Origin of the sequence: Streptomyces sp. NPDC059895, from assembly GCF_042731035.1 — a bacterium.
In the GTDB taxonomy this organism is placed as follows: Bacteria; Actinomycetota; Actinomycetes; order Streptomycetales; family Streptomycetaceae; genus Streptomyces.
Genome location: NZ_JBHWKO010000003.1, coordinates 99,392 through 116,257, shown reverse-complemented (window position 1 = coordinate 116,257; position 16,866 = coordinate 99,392). Strand labels below are relative to the sequence as shown.

Sequence of the window (16,866 nt, the reverse complement as noted above, 5' to 3'; positions counted from 1 at the left end):
TAGAGACAGTCAGGGCAACCTCGAAGAAGAGGCACAACGTCGGTGAGGGATGACGTGAGCGACAACTCTGTAGTAGTGCGGTACGGCGACGGCGAGTACACCTACCCGGTGATCGACAGCACCGTCGGCGACAAGGGCTTCGACATCGGGAAGCTCCGCGCCCAGACCGGTCTCGTGACCCTGGACAGCGGGTACGGCAACACCGCCGCCTATAAATCCGCGATCACCTACCTGGACGGCGAGCAGGGCATCCTCCGGTACCGCGGGTACCCGATCGAGCAGCTGGCGGAGCGCTCCACCTTCCTGGAGGTCGCCTACCTGCTCATCAACGGCGAGCTGCCGACCGTCGACGAGCTGAGCGTCTTCAAGAACGACATCACGCAGCACACCCTGCTGCACGAGGACGTCAAGAACTTCTACCGCGGCTTCCCGCGCGACGCCCACCCGATGGCCATGCTGTCCTCGGTCGTCTCCGCGCTGTCCACCTTCTACCAGGACAGCCACAACCCGTTCGACGAGAAGCAGCGCAACCTCTCGACGATCCGGCTGCTCGCCAAGCTTCCGACGATCGCCGCGTACGCGTACAAGAAGTCGATCGGTCACCCGTTCGTCTACCCGCGCAACGACCTCGGCTACGTCGAGAACTTCCTGCGCATGACCTTCTCGGTCCCGGCCCAGGAGTACGAGCTCGACCCGGTCGTCGTCTCCGCCCTGGACAAGCTGCTCATCCTGCACGCCGACCACGAGCAGAACTGTTCGACCTCCACCGTGCGTCTGGTGGGCTCCTCGCAGGCGAACATGTTCGCCTCGATCTCCGCCGGCATCAACGCCCTGTGGGGCCCGCTGCACGGTGGCGCCAACCAGTCGGTGCTGGAGATGCTCGAGGGCATCCAGGCCAACGGCGGTGACGTCGACTCCTTCATCCGCAAGGTGAAGAACAAGGAGGACGGCGTCCGCCTGATGGGCTTCGGCCACCGGGTGTACAAGTCCTTCGACCCGCGCGCCAAGATCATCAAGGCTGCCGCGCACGACGTGCTGTCCGCCCTCGGCAAGTCCGACGAGCTGCTGGACATCGCGCTGAAGCTGGAGGAGCACGCGCTCTCCGACGAGTACTTCGTCCAGCGCAACCTCTACCCGAACGTCGACTTCTACACCGGCCTGATCTACCGGGCCATGGGCTTCCCGACCGAGATGTTCACGGTCCTGTTCGCCCTCGGCCGCCTGCCGGGCTGGATCGCCCAGTGGCACGAGATGATCAAGGAGCCGGGCTCCCGCATCGGCCGCCCCCGCCAGATCTACACGGGCGTGGTCGAGCGCGACTTCGTCCCGGTCGAGGAGCGCTGACCCCTGCCCGGGTGGGGGCGCCGGCCGTTCGGCGCCCCCTGTCGCGGGGCTCACGCCACTGCTGACGGGGCTCACGCCACTGGGCACAAGGCGCGACAGCTCGAGCACAAGGCACCACAGCTCGAGCACAAGGCATGAGAGAAGGCGCCCTGGTGCGCCGGTCCCCCCACGGGCCGACGACCAGGGCGCCTTCCCATGTCCCGGTGCGGATTCCCCCCACGGGATCCGGCCGGGCGTCTGTGAGGACACAGCGCCTGAATTCGCTGATGCCATATGCGGTTGTGTCGAGCCGGCGGGTGGTGAGCGATGACGGGCGGGCCCGCCGTCCTCCCGCCGTGTGCGATCTGCCGGGACAACGCACGCCGGGAGGGCCGCTCAAAGCTTCCCGGTGTACGTGCCCCGGCAACGCATCTCTGAGGAGGTCCCCCAAGACATCCCCAGATGCCAGTTCGCGCCCCCCAAGACGCTTGCTGACATCGTCAACTTAGACCGTCGAACCCCTTCGATGGTTACGTTCACGTCACTGTGATCTGTGTCTCGCGCATATGTCCCGTCGGATACGCACGCGTCCGGATACAGCGATCGAGGCCCGGGCGTAAGGATGATGCGCGAGCCTTGTGAAGAGCTTATGTGAGGCACGCTCCGGACTCCAGGGGAGTTGTTGTTTCACCTTCGCCTAACCGGCGGTAACTTCCGGCGCCCCTCACCGCGTGTCAGCGGAACGTCCGCAACCGCAGACTGTTCGTCACCACGAAGACCGACGAGAGGGCCATCGCGGCGCCGGCGAGCATCGGGTTCAGCAGGCCCGCGGCGGCCAGCGGCAGCGCGGCCACGTTGTACCCGAAGGCCCACACCAGATTGCCCTTGATCGTCGACAGGGTCCGCCGGGACAGCCGGATGGCGTCCGCGGCCGCCCGCAGATCCCCGCGCACCAGCGTCAGGTCGCCCGCCTCGATCGCCGCGTCGGTCCCCGTCCCCAGGGCCAGGCCGAGGTCGGCGGTGGCGAGCGCGGCCGCGTCGTTGACCCCGTCGCCGACCATCGCGACGACCCGTCCCTCGCCCTGGAGCCGCCGTACGACGGCGACCTTGTCCTCGGGCAGCACCTCGGCGACCACCTCGTCGATGCCGACCCGGGCGGCCACCGCCTCGGCCACCGCCCGGTTGTCGCCGGTCAGCAGCACCGGGTCGAGCCCCAGCGCGCGCAGCTCGCGCACCGCCTCGGCGCTGGTCTCCTTGACCGCGTCGGCCACGGCCAGCAGGCCGCGCACCGCCCCGTCCCACCCGACGACGACCGCGGTACGGCCGTCCCGCTCGGCCTCCTCCTTGGCGCGGGCCAGCTCGGGCGGCAGCGGCTCGCCGGTGTGCTCGGCGAGCCGCCCCACGGCCACCTCACGGCCCTCCACCCGTCCGCGCACGCCGCGTCCGGGCACGTTCTCGAAGTGCTCGACCGCCGGCAGCCGCCCGGTGCGCTCCTCGGCGCCCGCGGCCACCGCGCGGGCGACCGGATGCTCGGAGGCGTGCTCCAGGGCGCCCGCGAGCCGCAGCAGCTCCTTCTCGTCGGTGCCGTCGGCGGTGTGCACCTCCTGGAGGGTCATCCGGCCGGTGGTGACGGTGCCCGTCTTGTCGAGGACGACGGTGTCGACGCGGCGGGTGCTCTCCAGCACCTCGGGGCCCTTGATGAGGATGCCGAGCTGCGCGCCCCGGCCCGTGCCGACCAGCAGCGCGGTCGGGGTGGCCAGACCGAGGGCGCACGGGCAGGCGATGATCAGGACCGCGACGGCCGCCGTGAACGCGGCGACGGTGTCGCCGGTGAGGCCGAGCCAGGCGCCGAAGGTGGCGGACGCCAGCAGCAGCACCACGGGGACGAAGATCCCGGCGACGCGGTCGGCGAGGCGCTGCACCTCGGCCTTGCCGTTCTGCGCGTCCTCCACCAGCTTCGCCATCCGGGCGAGCCGGGTGTCGGCGCCGACCCGGGTCGCCTCGACGACGAGCCGGCCGCCGCGGTTCACCGTCGCGCCGGTGACGGCGTCGCCCGGTGCGACGTCCACCGGCACCGACTCGCCGGTCAGCATCGAGACGTCCACGGCGGAGACGCCCTCGACGACGGTCCCGTCGGTGGCGATCTTCTCACCCGGCCGGACGGCGAACCGGTCGCCGACCGCCAGCCGGTCGGCCGGGACGCGCACCTCGCGCCCGTCGCGGAGTACGGCCACGTCCTTGGCGCCCAGCTCCATCAGCGCCCGCAGGGCCGCGCCCGCGCGCCGCTTGGAGCGGGCCTCCAGGTAGCGGCCGAGCAGGAGGAACGCGGTGACGCCCGCGGCGACCTCCAGGTAGATCGTGGAGGCGCCGTCGGTGCGGGAGACGGTGAGCTCGAAGGGGTGCCGCATCCCCGGCATGCCCGCGTGACCGAAGAAGAGCGCCCACAGCGACCAGCCGAACGCGGCGAGCGTGCCCACCGAGACGAGCGTGTCCATGGTGGAGGCGCCGTGCCGCAGGTTCGTCCAGGCCGACCGGTGGAAGGGCAGGGCGCCCCAGACGACGACGGGCGCGGCGAGGGTCAGCGACAGCCACTGCCAGTTGTCGAACTGGAGTGCCGGCACCATCGCCAGCAGCACCACGGGCGCCGCGAGCAGGCCGGAGACGAGCAGGCGGTCCCGCAGCGCCGACAGCTCCGGGCCGGTGCCGGCGGGGGTCTCCTCCGGCTCCGGACGCGCGGGCTCCTCGGCGGTGTAGCCGGTCTTCACGACGGTGGCGATCAGGTCGGCGACCCCGGTCCCGGCGGGGTAGGTGACCCGTGCCTTCTCGGTCGCGTAGTTGACGGTCGCGGTGACACCGTCCATGCGGTTGAGCTTCTTCTCCACGCGGGCCGCGCAGGACGCGCAGGTCATGCCGCCGATGAGCAGCTCGACCTCGGCGGTGCCGGAGGCGGCGGAGGTCTCGGTCGTCGGTGCCGTGGCGGTGGTACTGGGCATGTCCGTACTCCAGGGAGCGAAACGGGCCGCACCGGACCGGCTGTCGACCGGTCGGCGCGGCCCGATGCCGAGGGGGCGTGTCTCAGGCGCGTCCGACCAGTTCGAAGCCGGCCTCGTCGACGGCGGCGCGTACGGCCTCGTCGTCGAGGGCGGTGGTGGAGACGACGGTGACCTCGCCGGTGGCGGCGACGGCCTTCACCGACGTGACGCCGGGCAGTTCGGTGAGCTCTCCGGAGACCGCGCCCTCGCAGTGGCCGCAGCTCATGCCGCTCACCTTGTAGGCGGTGGTGACGGAACCCGGGGTGTCGGTGTGGGCGGTCATGTCGTTACTCCTCGTCGAGGCAGGCGGGGCAGAGGGGGTCCGAGGGGGCCTCCACACCACCCAGACTATACCCCTAGGGGGTATTTCTCAAAGAAGCCGCGCCCGGGTCGAGGGGATCGCCCGCCAGGGGCTCCAGGTAACGGACGAGGGCGTTCTTCAGCTCCTGGACGTACGCGTCCCGCTCGGCGCCCTCGTGGGCCAGGATCAGCTCCAGGCCCGCCTTGTACAGGCCCAGGCACATGTGGGCGGTGCGGGTGAGGGCGGCGGGCGGTGTGTCGGGGCGAGGCCGTCGGCGACTCCGCCCAGCGCCTGGTGGCCGACCTGCGGGCCACCGAGGCCCCGTTCGACACCGAGGTGACCGGCACGGCGGCCGTCCTGGTCGACGCCCGGCACGCGCTAGCCGAACAGCTCCCCGAGGCGGCGGCCTTCATCGTGATCGTCACCCTGTTCCTGGTCTTCCTCCTGACCGGGAGCGTGCTGATACCCCTCCAGGCGGTGCTGCTCAACGCGCTCAGCCTGACGGCGATGTTCGGCGCGGTCGTCTGGGTCTTCCAGGACGGCCACCTCTCCGGCCTGCTCGGCTTCACCAGCCCCGGCTCCATCGAGACGACCCTCCCGGTCCTGATGTTCTGCGTGGCCGCGGACCTCCGGCGGGACCCGGTGAGGGCGCGCGGATAACGTTCGCCCGGACCCCGGGACGGCCGTCCCGGGACCGGCCGGACGAGAGACGAGGGCGACGACACATGCGGGCTGTGGTGTTCGAACGGTACGGGGAACCGGCCGCGGTGCGGGAGGTCGCGGACCCGCGGCCGGCGGAGCACGGGGTGGTGGTGCGCGTCGAGGCCACCGGACTGTGCCGCAGCGACTGGCACGGCTGGATGGGCCACGACCCGGACATCACCCTGCCGCACGTCCCCGGTCACGAACTCGCCGGAGTCGTCGAGGAGACCGGCGCCCGGGTCACCCGCTTCCGGCCCGGCGACCGGGTGACCGTGCCCTTCGTGTGCGGGTGCGGCAGCTGTCCGTCCTGCGCGGCGGGCGACCACCAGGTGTGCGAGCGGCAGACCCAGCCGGGCTTCACCCACTGGGGCTCCTTCGCCCAGTACGTGGCACTGGACCACGCCGACGTGAACCTGGTGCCGGTCCCCGACGGCCTCTCCTACGGCACCGCCGCCTCCCTCGGCTGCCGCTTCGCCACCGCGTTCCGCGCGGTCGTGCGGCAGGGCCGGGTCGCGGCGGGGGAGTGGGTGGCGGTCCACGGCTGCGGCGGGGTGGGCCTGTCGGCGGTGATGATCGCGGCCGCCTCGGGAGCGCGGGTCGTCGCCGTGGACGTGTCGCCGCGCGCCCTGGAGCTGGCGCGCACGTTCGGCGCGGCGCACTGCGTGGACGCGCGGGACACCCCGGACACGGCGGCGGCGGTGCGCGAGGTGACCGGCGGCGGGGCGCACCTCTCCCTCGACGCCCTCGGCTCACCCGCCACCTGCGCCGCCTCCGTGAACGGCCTGCGCCGCCGCGGCCGGCACGTCCAGGTCGGCCTGCTGCCCTCGGCCGAGGGCACGACCGCCGTCCCGCTGGCCCGCGCCGTCGCCCTGGAGCTGGAACTCCTCGGCAGCCACGGCATGGCCGCCCACGCCTACCCCGGGATGCTGGAACTGGTCCGGGCGGGCGTGCTCCGCCCCGACCTGCTGGTGACGTCAACGATCGGGCTGGACGCCGCACCGGAGGCGCTGGCGGCGATGGGGACCGCGCCCGGGGCGGGGGTGACCGTCATCGAGCCGTGGCGGTGAGGGCGGCCCACTCGCGGTCCAGGAGGGCCATGAGCACCTCGTCCACCCACACCCCGCCCCGCAGCGCGGCCTCCCGGCGCACGCCCTCCACCACGAAGCCGACCTTCTCGTAGACGCGCCGGGCCCGGGTGTTGTCGCCGTACACCTCCAGCTGGACGCGGTGCAGGCCCAGCCGTTCGAAGCCATGGCCGACGACAAGGCGCGTCGCCTCGGTGCCGATCCCCCGACCGCGGCCCCGGGGCCCGATCAGGGTGCGGAAGGTACAGCCGCGCGCCTGCGGGTCCCACTCGTACAGGACGACCTCGCCGACGAGTTCACCGGTGGCGCGGTCGGTGACGGCGAGGTCGAGCCGGTCGGGCGAGCCGGAGCGGGTGGCGTACCACGAGCGCAGGTGCTCCAGGGTGAGCTCACCGTTCGCAGGGAACGTGAAGCGGATGACCTCGGGATCGCCGATGATCTCCCACATGCCCTCGGCATCGGCCGCCGTGAAGGGGCGCAGCACCGTTTTCTCGCCGGTCAGCACGGGTTTGACGGAGAAGTCCATGCAGGGCACTGTGCCTCACGCGGCGGTGGGGCACGGAACGGTTTTCGAGACCGTTCCCTTCGGCCGCTCGGGCAACCCGACTGCCCTGCCGCCCACCTGGGGCGGAGCGGGTTCAGCGCGCCCGCCTCACGCACTGCGCGGGGTCCGTGGTCCACACGGGGTCCACTGGCCCGCTTCCGCCCCGGAGCCGGGCCCCGCTTGCACATGGGTAGTGTCACCGTGCGCGGGTTTGTGACCCCCTGGACTTCGTAGGTGGGGTTTACCGCCGGGCCCGACTCGGAGCCACTGTGCACCCCCTACGGTCGTCCATGTCCAGGCCCGACCAGCCAGGGAGCTCTCATGGCCACGTTCCAACTCGGTGACGTCCCGCACGGGTTCGCGTACAACGAGGACGGCAACCTCATCCACTACAAGCACGTCATCCTGCTCGCGACCCCGGCGGCCAACCAGAGCGGCGTGTGGGGGGACTCCTGGATCAGCTTCGGCTCGGACTGGGCGGAGGCACGGCTGCGGGTGGCCGTCCACGACGGATCGACGTGGGTCTGGGTCAAGCACATCGACGTGAAACCGGCGGACGGCCGGATCGCCCAGCAGCTTCCTCCTGGCGCGCAGAAGATCAGCATCGGACGGGAGAAGAAGACGGCCGGCGACTTCGTGGACAACTCCCCCGTCGGTTGGCTGCTCGAAGTCAGGTAGGCGGTCCCAGGATCCATCCCCTCCTGGGGGGAAGACCGGCCGACGTGAGCGCGGTGCCTGGCCAATGTGACCGGGTACCGCGCTCAGGCATACACGCCGTGATCAACGCGCAAGGTATCTCGTCAAAGTGACGCGAATAGATCCGAACATGCCCCTCGTCCGCAGTCCTACCACCGGTCAGCGGATCGCTTCATCCATGAGCAGGTAGAGAAGGCCGACGAGGGAGCCGCTGCTGATGCGGTCTTCCCGACGTAGCGCGTCCGCGATCAGGGGTTCGGCCGTCGCCGCCTCGCCCAGTCGGCCGTGGGCAATGCCCGTGTCCACGATCAGCTTCGGCTCGTCGAAGTAGGTCACCCATGCCGGGTCCGGGTCGCTCGCCCGGATCTGCTCGAACTGGCGGTGTGCCTCGGCGAGCGCCCGGTGAGTCGACGCCCGGGTGCCGAGAGTGGCATGGGCGAAGGCTTCGCGCATGGACAGCATCGACAGGACGAAGTGAGTGCACCCCGAGGAACTGAACGGACCAGGACCCTGATCCCCACGAATCCGCGGTTCTCCCCCTGATCCAGGAACACACGGGCCATGTGGACCGGATCCGCCGGACCGAGCGGGGCTTCAGCTCGGACCTGACGGCCGTTGTCGAACGCGCCCGAGGGCCTTTCTTCGTCAAGGCGATGCGCAATCGGCCGGGCGGCCGACGGGAGTCCCTCGTCAGGGAGAGGCGGATCAGCGCGTACGTCGGGCCCGTGTCGCCGCCCCTGTTGTGGGACGTGGAAGCCGAAGACTGGTTGGTCCTGGGCTTCGAAGCGGTCGACGGCAGGTCGGCCGACTTCGCGCCCGGCTCGCCGGACCTTTCCCTGGTGGTCGACGCGATCGGCGGGATCGGCCGGTTGTCCCTCCCGCGGATCGCCCAGGAATGGACCGAGACGCGATGGGACCGGTTCGCCTCGGACAGCTCGGAGGCTGAGCTGTTCCGGGGGGACTCGCTTCTCTACACGGACATCAAAGCGAGCAACTTCCTCGTGGTCGAGCGGCGAGTGTGGGCCGTGGACTGGGCATGGCCGACGCGAGGCGCGGGGTTCATCGCCCCCGCTGTGCTGGTTCTCCAGCTCATCGCCGCCGGGCACTCCCCGGACCGTGCCCAGAAGTGGGCGGATCGGTTGCCCGCGTGGCGCAAGGCGGCCCCGCAGGCGATCGATGCTTTCGCTGCCGCCAACCTGCGTATGTACCGGGCCGCTGTCGGACGGAAGCCCGATGCGGACTGGCTGAAGGCCATGGTCGACGCGTGTCGGGCGTGGAGCGACCACAGAGGGGTCACCACGAAATAACGCACGAGACCGGACCACCCGTCAGCCTGGACGGCATTCCGGGTGGTCCGGTCGTGGAAGAACCGTGGGCGCCGCCGGCCCGGCCGGGATCAGTCCGTACGGCGGCCGCGGTTGCCGGGCCGGGAGGCGACCCAGGCGAGGACGGTGTCGACGTACCAGTAGCGTCTGCCGCCCTCGATGCGGTCGGGCGGGGGCAGCAGCCCGTGCTTGCGGTAGGAGCGCACGGTGTCCGGCTGCACGTTGATGTGCGCCGCGATCTCCTTGTAGGACCAGAGCCGTCGGTCGGTCATGAGTGCACCTCCCCGCGCGGCCGGACGGCGGCCGGGAGGCCGCCCGGGGGAGCCCGGCGTCACGCTGGTGATCACCGGGCCCTTGCCCGGTCGAGGACCGGCACGTGACCTTCCGGATGTGATTGTCGACGGACTGTGACGTCGGGCCCGCGTCCTTGCGACATCCGTGACGGGTGTGTGTCGGTGAGAGGCGGACGGTGGCGCCCCCTCCGGTGGCCGGGAGGCCTGCGCCCCCAGGTCCGGGAGGACCTGCAGGCCTACGCCCCGCAGGACCGCAGGAAGGCCCGGGTCCGCTGCGCGATCGGCAGGGGGCGGTCCGGCTCGCACGGGTACATGTCCTGCTCGACGATCGCGAACAGGTCGACGCCCAGCTGCTGCGCGGCCGCCAGCACCGGGCCCAGCTCCGGCACCCCGGACGGCGGTTCGCACATCACGCCCTGGGCGACCGCGGGCCCGAACGGGGTCCCCTTGGCCCGCACCTCCGCCAGGATCTCCGGGTCCACCTGCTTGAGGTGCAGGTAGCCGATGCGCTCCCCGTAGGTCTCGATCAGCTTGACGCTGTCGCCGCCGCAGTACGCGTAGTGCCCGGTGTCGAGGCAGAGCGACACCGCGCCGGAGTCCGTGCCGTCCAGGAAGCGGGCGACGTTCTCCTCGCTGTCGATGTGGGTGTCGGCGTGCGGATGGACGACGATCCTCAGGCCGTACCGCTCGCGCACCTCCCGCCCCAGCCGCTCGGTGAGCGAGGTGAGGTCGCGCCACTGCTCGGGCGTGAGCGTGTCCGGCTCCAGCACCTCGCCGGTCTTGTCGTCCCGCCAGAAGGAGGGGATGACCACCAGGTGGGAGGCGCCCGCCGCCTGGGCCAGGGCCGCGTTGTCGGCGACGTGCGCCCAGGTCCGGTCCCAGACCGCCGCGCCGTGGTGCAGCCCGGTGAAGACCGTGCCCGCGGACACCTTCAGGCCGCGCCCGGCCGTCTCCTCGGCGAGCACGGCCGGGTCGGTCGGCAGGTACCCGTAGGGGCCCAGCTCGATCCACTCGTAGCCGGAGAGCGCCACCTCGTCGAGGAAGCGCTGCCAGGGCACCTGCCGCGGGTCGTCCGGGAACCAGACGCCCCAGCTGTCGGGGGCCGAGCCGATCCGGATGCGGGACAGTGGGGGCTGAGGTGACAACGACGTCATGGGCGTCAGGGTGCGGTCTCCCCGAAAGGGTGTCAAGGACTGGTCCGAATGTCCGGACAAAACATTGACAGGGTCCACCGCGGAGGACTACAAAGCCGTGAGGAGCCGTTACGGCGGCGTGCCGGGCAGGCGGGCAGGCCGACACGAAGGGATCTCGATGGCGTACGACCTGATCACCATGGGGCGGATCGGAGTGGACCTCTATCCGCTCCAGACGGGGGTGCCGCTGCCGCAGGTCACGTCCTTCGGGAAGTTCCTCGGCGGATCCGCGACCAACGTCGCCGTCGCCGCCGCCCGCCTCGGCCGGCGCACCGCGGTGATCACCCGCACCGGTGACGACCCGTTCGGCACCTATCTGCACCAGGCCCTGCGCGACTTCGGCGTCGACGACCGCTGGGTCACCCCCGTCCCCGGCCTGCCGACCCCGGTCACCTTCTGCGAGGTCTTCCCGCCGGACGACTTCCCGCTGTACTTCTACCGGCAGCCCAAGGCGCCCGACCTGGAGATCGACGCCCACGACCTCGACCTCGACGCCGTCCGCGACGCCCGCGTCTTCTGGATGACGGGCACCGGCCTGAGCCAGGAACCGAGCCGCACGGCGACACTGGCGGCCCTCGCCCACCGCGCCAAGGCCGGCACCACGGTCTTCGACCTCGACTGGCGGCCCATGTTCTGGACCGACCCGGACGCCGCCCGCCCCCTCTACGCCGAGGCCCTGAAACACGCCACCGTCGCCGTCGGCAACCTCGACGAGGTGGAGGTCGCCACCGGCGTGCGCGAACCGCACGCCGCCGCCCGCGCCCTCCTCGACGCGGGCGTCGACATCGCCGTCGTCAAGCAAGGACCCAAGGGCGTCCTGGCCGTCAGCCGCGCGGGCGAGTACGCCGAGGTCCCCCCGCTCCCGGTGACCGTCCTCAACGGCCTCGGCGCCGGGGACGCCTTCGGCGGCTCCCTCTGCCACGGCCTGCTCGCGGGCCGCGACCTGGAGACGGTCATGCGGTACGCCAACGCCGCCGGTGCCATCGTCGCCTCCCGCCTGGAGTGCTCCTCGGCCATGCCGACCCCCGACGAGATCGAGGCGGCGCTCACGGCCGGAGCCGTGCGGTGAGCGTCGACGTCGCGGAGCTCGTGCACACCCGCACCCACCACCCCGAGGCGATCGCCGAGGCCGCCGCCCGCCGCGCCCGACGGCCCCTGCTCGGCGCGAGCGATCGCTTGATGATCGTCGCCGCCGACCACCCCGCCCGGGGCGCGCTCGGCGCCGGCGGCCGCTCCCTGGCCATGGCCAACCGCGCCGACCTGCTCGCACGCCTCTGCCTGGCCCTGTCCCGGCCCGGTGTCGACGGCGTCCTCGCCACCGCCGACATCCTCGACGACCTGCTCCTGCTCGGCGCCCTCGACGGCAAGGTCGTCATGGGCTCGATGAACCGCGGCGGCCTGCAGGGCGCCCGCTTCGAACTCGACGACCGCTTCACCGGCCACCGCGCCGAGGACATCGAGCGGCTCGGCTTCGACGCGGGCAAACTGCTCCTGCGCATCGACTACGACGACACCGGCTCCCTCACCACCCTGGAGTCCACCGCCCGCGCGATCGACGACATGGCCGCACGCCGGCTCCCCGTCTTCGTCGAGCCGTTCATCTCCCGCCGCGCCCCCGACGGCGGGCTCCGCAACGACCTGTCCGCCGAGGCCGTCACCCGGTCCATCGCCATCGCCTCCGGACTCGGCGGCACCTCCGCCTACACCTGGCTCAAGGTGCCGGTCACCGACGACCCCGACGACATGGCCGAGGTCATGGAGACCTCCACCCTGCCGGCGGTCCTGCTGGGCGGCGAGGTCGGCGGCTCCGCCGAGGACCAGGCCGGCGCGTACGAGAAGTGGCGGGGCGCGCTGCGCCTGCCCACCGTCCGCGGCCTGGTAGTCGGCCGTTCACTGTTGTACCCGGCGGACGGGGACGTGGCCGCCGCCGTCGACACCGCCGTAGGACTGCTGTGAGGGCCGCATGACGCACACCGAGCCGCACCACCGCCCGACGCGCACCGAGCCGCACCGCCCGTCGCGGACCGAGCCGCATCCCCCGTCGCGGACGGAGCCGTATCGCCCGTCGTCGCGGACGGAGCCGTATCGCCCGTCGTCGCGCACCGAGCCGCGGCGTCCGGCGGGCCGTGACCTGTACGTCCCGCGCGGCACCACCGCCGACGCGCACCACGTCCTCGACATCGGCCCGGAGCGGGCCGGCTGGGCCCGCAGCAGTCTGCGCGTCGTCGAGTTGGCGCCCGGCGGCACGCACACCCTCACCGCCGGGGACAGCGAGTGGATCGTGCTTCCGCTGGAGGGCGGATGTACCGTGCGAACAGCGGATGAAGAGTTCCAACTCCTGGGCAGGGAGAGCGTTTTCGCGGCGGTCACCGACTTCGCGTACGTTCCCCGGGACGCCCGGGCACAGATCGCCTCCGGCGCGGGAGGCCGCTTCGCCCTGGCAGGAGCGAAGTGCGAGCGACGACTCCCCGCCCGCTACGGCCCCGCGCCGGAGGTACCCGTCGAGGAACGCGGCAGCGGCACCTGCGCCCGCCTGGTGCGCAACTTCGCCGCCGCCGACGCCTTCGACTGCGACAAGCTGATCGCCGTCGAGGTCGTCACCCCCGGCGGGAACTGGTCCTCGTACCCGCCGCACAAGCACGACGAGCACCGGCCCGGCGAGGAGTCGGAGCTCGAGGAGATCTACTACTTCGAGATCGACGGACCGAACGGTTTCGGCTACCAGCGCGTGTCCCCCTCCCGTGAGGGCGGATCCGACGTCCTCGCCGAGGTCCGCTCCGGCGACGCCGTCCTCGTCCCCGACGGCTGGCACGGCCCGTCGATCGCCCAGCCCGGCCACGCCATGTACTACCTGAACGTCATGGCCGGGCCCGGCGGGACACGGGAGTGGCGGATCCGCTTCCACCCGGACCACGTAGAAGGCACAGGGGGTTACCGATGACCATCAGGCTCACCGTGGCCCAGGCGCTGGTGCGCTTCCTCGCCGCCCAGTACACCGAACGCGACGGCGTACGGCAGCGGCTGATCGGCGCGACCTGGGGCATCTTCGGCCACGGCAACGTCGCCGGCCTCGGCCAGGCGCTCGTCGAGTACGCCGACGTCATGCCGTACCACCAGGGCCGCAACGAGCAGTCGATGGTGCACGCGGCCGTCGGCTACGCCCGCCAGTCGAACCGCCTGTCCACCCACGCGGTGACGACGTCGATCGGCCCCGGCGCGACGAACCTGGTCACCGGCGCGGCCCTCGCCACCATCAACCACCTCCCGGTCCTCCTCCTGCCCGGCGATGTCTTCGCCACCCGCCCGGCCGACCCGGTCCTCCAGCAGCTGGAGGTCCCCCACGCCGGTGACGTGTCCGTCAACGACACCCTGCGCCCGGTCTCGAGGTACTTCGACCGCGTCACCCGCCCCGAGGCACTCGTCCCGGCCGCGCTCCGGGCGATGCGCGTGCTGACGGACCCCGTGGAGACGGGCGCGGTGACACTGGCGCTGCCGCAGGACGTGCAGGCCGAGGCGTACGGCTGGCCCGAGGAGTTCTTCGCCGAGCGCACCTGGGCCGTCCGCCGCCCGGGCGCCGACCCGGCCGAGCTCGCCGAGGCGGTGCGGGCGATCCGGGCGGCCGGGCGCCCCCTGGTCGTCGCGGGCGGCGGCGTCCACCACAGCCGCGCCGAGGCGGCCCTCGCCGAGTTCGCCGAGACCACCGGCATCCCGGTCGCCTCCACCCAGGCCGGCAAGGGCTCCCTGCGCCACGACCACCCCCAGGACGTCGGCGGCGTCGGCCACACCGGCACCGCGACCGCCGACGATCTGGCCCGCACCGCCGACCTGGTGATCGGCGTGGGCACGCGGTACACCGACTTCACCACCGCCTCCCACACCCTGTTCGCCGGCGAGGGCGTCCGTTTCCTCAACCTCAACATCGCCGCCCACGACGGCCACAAGCTCGCCGGCCTCCCGCTCGTCGCGGACGCCCGCAGCGGCCTGACGGAGCTGACCGAGGCCCTCGCCCTCCACGCCCACCGCGTCGCGGACGCCTACGTCGCCGAGTACACGGGCGGCAAGGAGCGCTGGGAGCGGCGCGTCGACGCCTGCTACGAGGCCGACGAGCCCGACCTGCCCCCCACCCAGCCGCAGGTGCTGGGCGCGCTGGACGCGATCGTCGACGAGACGGACGTCATCGTCAACGCGGCCGGCTCGCTCCCCGGCGACCTGCACAAACTGTGGCGGGCGCGCTCGCGGGACCAGTACCACCTGGAGTACGGCTACTCCTGCATGGGCTACGAGATCCCGGCCGCGCTCGGGGTGAAGCTGGCGGCGCCCGACCGGCCGGTGTGGGCGCTGGTCGGCGACGGCACGTACCTGATGATGCCGACGGAGATCGTCACGGCCGTGCAGGAGGGCATCGCGATCAAGATCGTCCTCGTGCAGAACCACGGGTACGCCTCCATCGGCGGGCTGTCGGAGGAGACCGGCGGCGAACGCTACGGCACCGCCTACCGCCACCGGGCCGACGACGGCACCTTCACGGGCGCCCCCCTCCCCGTCGACCTGGCCGCCAACGCCGCCAGCCTCGGGATGCGCGTGCTGCGCGCACGGGACATACGCGGTCTGCGCGCGGCCCTCGCCGAGGCCCGGGCCGCCGACACCCCCACATGTGTCTACGTCGAGACCCGAACGGCAGACACAGTGTCGGGCGCGCCCGAGGCACAGGCCTGGTGGGATGTACCCGTGGCCGAGACCGCGACCCGACCGTCGGCGGTGAAGGCCCGTGAGCTGTACGAACGGCACGTCTCCACCCGACGCCGCCATCTGTGAAGGAGCAACTGGGCATGACGAAGATCGTCAACCACTGGATCGGCGGCAAGGCCGTCGAGGGCGCGTCGGGCACGTTCGGGCCGGTCACCGACCCGGCGACCGGCGCGGTCACCACGAAGGTCGCGTTCGCGACGGTCGACGAGGTCGACGCGGCGGTCGCGGCCGCCAAGGACGCCTTCGCGACCTGGGGCCAGTCCTCGCTGGCCCAGCGCACCTCGATCCTGTTCCGGTTCCGCGCGCTGCTCGACGCCCACCGCGACGACATCGCCGAGCTGATCACCGCCGAGCACGGCAAGGTGCACTCCGACGCGCTCGGTGAGGTCGCCCGCGGCCTGGAGATCGTCGACCTGGCGTGCGGCATCAGCGTGCAGCTGAAGGGCGAGCTGTCCACGCAGGTCGCGAGCCGCGTGGACGTGGCGTCGATCCGCCAGCCGCTCGGTGTCGTCGCGGGCATCACGCCGTTCAACTTCCCGGCGATGGTCCCGATGTGGATGTTCCCGATCGCCATCGCGACCGGCAACACCTTCGTGCTGAAGCCGTCCGAGAAGGACCCGTCGGCGTCGGTGCGGCTCGCCGAGCTGCTGGCCGAGGCCGGTCTGCCCGACGGCGTCCTCAACGTCGTCCACGGCGACAGGGTGGCCGTCGACCGCCTCCTGGAGCACCCGGACGTCAAGGCCGTCTCGTTCGTCGGCTCCACCCCGATCGCCCGCCACATCCACACCACCGCCTCCGCGCACGGCAAGCGGGTCCAGGCGCTGGGCGGCGCCAAGAACCACATGCTGGTCCTCCCGGACGCCGACCTGGACGCGGCCGCGGACGCCGCCGTGTCCGCCGCCTACGGCTCGGCGGGCGAGCGCTGCATGGCCATCTCGGCCGTGGTCGCGGTCGGTTCGATCGGCGACGAACTGGTGGAGAAGATCCGCGAGCGCGCCGAGAAGATCAAGATCGGTCCCGGCAACGACCCGGCCTCCGAGATGGGCCCGCTGATCACCGCCGCCCACCGCGACAAGGTCGCCTCCTACGTCACGGGCGCGGCGGCCGAGGGCGCCGAGGTGGTCCTCGACGGCACCGGCTACACGGTCGACGGCTTCGAGGACGGCCACTGGATCGGCATCTCGCTGCTGGACAAGGTGCCCACGTCGGCCAAGGCCTACCAGGACGAGATCTTCGGCCCGGTGCTGTGCGTGCTGCGCGCGGACACCTACGAGGAGGGCGTGGCGCTCATCAACGCCTCCCCCTTCGGCAACGGCACCGCGATCTTCACCCGGGACGGCGGCGCCGCCCGCCGCTTCCAGCTGGAGGTCGAGGCCGGCATGGTCGGTGTGAACGTCCCGATCCCGGTCCCCGTCGGCTACCACAGCTTCGGCGGCTGGAAGGACTCCCTCTTCGGCGACCACCACATCTACGGCAACGACGGCACGCACTTCTACACCCGCGGCAAGGTCGTCACCACCCGCTGGCCGGACCCCTCCGAGGCCCTGGCGGGCGTGGACCTGGGCTTCCCGCGCAACCACTGAGGACCACCGGGTCCGTCGGTGCCCTGCCTCTCCACGGGGG

General features: G+C 72.0%; 14 protein-coding genes and 3 pseudogenes. 10 read left to right on the top strand and 7 right to left on the bottom strand.

Annotated features, from left to right (window positions below):
• Positions 1–54: 54 nt before the first annotated feature.
• Positions 55–1,344 carry a citrate synthase gene (locus ACFV9M_RS04495; protein WP_385062554.1) on the top strand — a complete coding sequence of 430 codons (1,290 nt, stop codon included), beginning with the start codon at positions 55–57 and terminating at the stop codon, positions 1,342–1,344.
• Positions 1,345–2,057: 713 nt separating this feature from the next.
• On the opposite strand, the gene ACFV9M_RS04490 is transcribed toward ACFV9M_RS04495, so the two are convergent.
• The 3 genes and pseudogenes from ACFV9M_RS04490 to ACFV9M_RS04480 form a co-directional block, all read right to left on the bottom strand.
• Positions 2,058–4,316, bottom strand: coding sequence for a heavy metal translocating P-type ATPase (locus ACFV9M_RS04490; RefSeq protein ID WP_385062556.1), 2,259 nt, complete (start codon positions 4,314–4,316; stop codon positions 2,058–2,060).
• An 82-nt stretch (positions 4,317–4,398) separates the two neighbouring features.
• Positions 4,399–4,638, bottom strand: coding sequence for a heavy-metal-associated domain-containing protein (locus ACFV9M_RS04485; RefSeq protein WP_385062558.1), 240 nt, complete (start codon positions 4,636–4,638; stop codon positions 4,399–4,401).
• Between the two features lie 73 nt (positions 4,639–4,711).
• Positions 4,712–4,918 (bottom strand): annotated as a pseudogene (locus ACFV9M_RS04480) (TetR/AcrR family transcriptional regulator); the annotation flags it as partial.
• Here ACFV9M_RS04480 and ACFV9M_RS04475 point away from each other — a divergent pair.
• Together ACFV9M_RS04475 and ACFV9M_RS04470 are read left to right on the top strand one after the other, a co-directional pair.
• Positions 4,915–5,295, top strand: a pseudogene (locus ACFV9M_RS04475) (MMPL family transporter); the annotation flags it as partial. The pseudogenes ACFV9M_RS04480 and ACFV9M_RS04475 sit on opposite strands and share 4 nt — an antisense overlap.
• 86 nt (positions 5,296–5,381) lie before the next feature.
• Positions 5,382–6,425 (top strand): zinc-dependent alcohol dehydrogenase family protein, encoded by a 1,044-nt coding sequence (locus ACFV9M_RS04470; RefSeq protein ID WP_385062560.1) that lies wholly within the window; start codon positions 5,382–5,384, stop codon positions 6,423–6,425.
• Here ACFV9M_RS04470 and ACFV9M_RS04465 read toward each other — a convergent pair.
• Positions 6,406–6,969: a GNAT family N-acetyltransferase gene (locus tag ACFV9M_RS04465; protein ID WP_385062562.1), complete on the bottom strand. Its 564-nt coding sequence runs from the start codon at positions 6,967–6,969 to the stop codon at positions 6,406–6,408. The two genes, ACFV9M_RS04470 and ACFV9M_RS04465, sit on opposite strands and share 20 nt — an antisense overlap.
• A 339-nt stretch (positions 6,970–7,308) precedes the next feature.
• On the opposite strand from ACFV9M_RS04465, the gene ACFV9M_RS04460 reads away from it, so the two are divergent.
• A complete protein-coding gene (locus tag ACFV9M_RS04460; RefSeq protein WP_385062564.1) occupies positions 7,309–7,665 on the top strand; it encodes a hypothetical protein in 357 nt (118 codons plus the stop codon).
• Between the two features lie 237 nt (positions 7,666–7,902).
• Here ACFV9M_RS04460 and ACFV9M_RS04455 read toward each other — a convergent pair.
• A pseudogene (locus ACFV9M_RS04455) lies at positions 7,903–8,163 on the bottom strand (hypothetical protein); the annotation flags it as partial.
• An 83-nt stretch (positions 8,164–8,246) separates the two neighbouring features.
• On the opposite strand from ACFV9M_RS04455, the gene ACFV9M_RS04450 reads away from it, so the two are divergent.
• Positions 8,247–8,990: a hypothetical protein gene (locus tag ACFV9M_RS04450; RefSeq protein WP_385062565.1), complete on the top strand. Its 744-nt coding sequence runs from the start codon at positions 8,247–8,249 to the stop codon at positions 8,988–8,990.
• Positions 8,991–9,079: 89 nt separating this feature from the next.
• On the opposite strand, the gene ACFV9M_RS04445 is transcribed toward ACFV9M_RS04450, so the two are convergent.
• Positions 9,080–9,280, bottom strand: coding sequence for a MerR family DNA-binding transcriptional regulator (locus ACFV9M_RS04445; RefSeq protein ID WP_385062567.1), 201 nt, complete (start codon positions 9,278–9,280; stop codon positions 9,080–9,082).
• A gap of 257 nt (positions 9,281–9,537) precedes the next feature.
• On the bottom strand, positions 9,538–10,455 hold the full coding sequence (locus tag ACFV9M_RS04440; RefSeq protein ID WP_385062568.1) for a sugar phosphate isomerase/epimerase family protein: 918 nt from the start codon (positions 10,453–10,455) through the stop codon (positions 9,538–9,540).
• 157 nt (positions 10,456–10,612) lie between these two features.
• Between ACFV9M_RS04440 and iolC the strand changes: the two genes are divergently transcribed.
• From iolC to mmsA, 5 genes are read left to right on the top strand one after another with little or no spacing between them, the layout of a single operon-like run.
• On the top strand, positions 10,613–11,563 hold the full coding sequence (gene iolC, locus ACFV9M_RS04435) for a 5-dehydro-2-deoxygluconokinase (RefSeq protein ID WP_385062570.1): 951 nt from the start codon (positions 10,613–10,615) through the stop codon (positions 11,561–11,563).
• Positions 11,560–12,450: a deoxyribose-phosphate aldolase gene (locus ACFV9M_RS04430; protein WP_385062572.1), complete on the top strand. Its 891-nt coding sequence runs from the start codon at positions 11,560–11,562 to the stop codon at positions 12,448–12,450. The genes iolC and ACFV9M_RS04430 overlap by 4 nt, the downstream gene beginning before the upstream one ends.
• 7 nt (positions 12,451–12,457) lie before the next feature.
• Positions 12,458–13,435 carry a 5-deoxy-glucuronate isomerase gene (gene iolB / locus ACFV9M_RS04425; RefSeq protein WP_385062574.1) on the top strand — a complete coding sequence of 326 codons (978 nt, stop codon included), beginning with the start codon at positions 12,458–12,460 and terminating at the stop codon, positions 13,433–13,435.
• The gene (gene iolD, locus ACFV9M_RS04420) at positions 13,432–15,309 is read left to right on the top strand and encodes a 3D-(3,5/4)-trihydroxycyclohexane-1,2-dione acylhydrolase (decyclizing) (RefSeq protein WP_385062576.1); all 1,878 of its coding nucleotides are present in this window, start codon (positions 13,432–13,434) and stop codon (positions 15,307–15,309) included. The genes iolB and iolD overlap by 4 nt, the downstream gene beginning before the upstream one ends.
• A 14-nt stretch (positions 15,310–15,323) precedes the next feature.
• On the top strand, positions 15,324–16,826 hold the full coding sequence (gene mmsA / locus ACFV9M_RS04415; RefSeq protein WP_385062578.1) for a CoA-acylating methylmalonate-semialdehyde dehydrogenase: 1,503 nt from the start codon (positions 15,324–15,326) through the stop codon (positions 16,824–16,826).
• Positions 16,827–16,866 lie beyond the last annotated feature (40 nt).

Excerpts from the sequence above, each read along its gene's own strand:
- iolD (WP_385062576.1), top strand. The coding sequence starts at position 13,432 with ATGACCATCAGGCTCACCGTGGCCCAGGCGCTGGTGCGCTTCCTCGCC.
- iolB (WP_385062574.1), top strand. The coding sequence starts at position 12,458 with ATGACGCACACCGAGCCGCACCACCGCCCGACGCGCACCGAGCCGCAC.
- ACFV9M_RS04465 (WP_385062562.1), bottom strand. The coding sequence starts at position 6,969 with ATGGACTTCTCCGTCAAACCCGTGCTGACCGGCGAGAAAACGGTGCTG.
- ACFV9M_RS04470 (WP_385062560.1), top strand. The coding sequence starts at position 5,382 with ATGCGGGCTGTGGTGTTCGAACGGTACGGGGAACCGGCCGCGGTGCGG.
- ACFV9M_RS04445 (WP_385062567.1), bottom strand. The coding sequence starts at position 9,280 with ATGACCGACCGACGGCTCTGGTCCTACAAGGAGATCGCGGCGCACATC.
- ACFV9M_RS04490 (WP_385062556.1), bottom strand. The coding sequence starts at position 4,316 with ATGCCCAGTACCACCGCCACGGCACCGACGACCGAGACCTCCGCCGCC.
- ACFV9M_RS04460 (WP_385062564.1), top strand. The coding sequence starts at position 7,309 with ATGGCCACGTTCCAACTCGGTGACGTCCCGCACGGGTTCGCGTACAAC.
- iolC (WP_385062570.1), top strand. The coding sequence starts at position 10,613 with ATGGCGTACGACCTGATCACCATGGGGCGGATCGGAGTGGACCTCTAT.
- mmsA (WP_385062578.1), top strand. The coding sequence starts at position 15,324 with ATGACGAAGATCGTCAACCACTGGATCGGCGGCAAGGCCGTCGAGGGC.
- ACFV9M_RS04485 (WP_385062558.1), bottom strand. The coding sequence starts at position 4,638 with ATGACCGCCCACACCGACACCCCGGGTTCCGTCACCACCGCCTACAAG.
- ACFV9M_RS04440 (WP_385062568.1), bottom strand. The coding sequence starts at position 10,455 with ATGACGTCGTTGTCACCTCAGCCCCCACTGTCCCGCATCCGGATCGGC.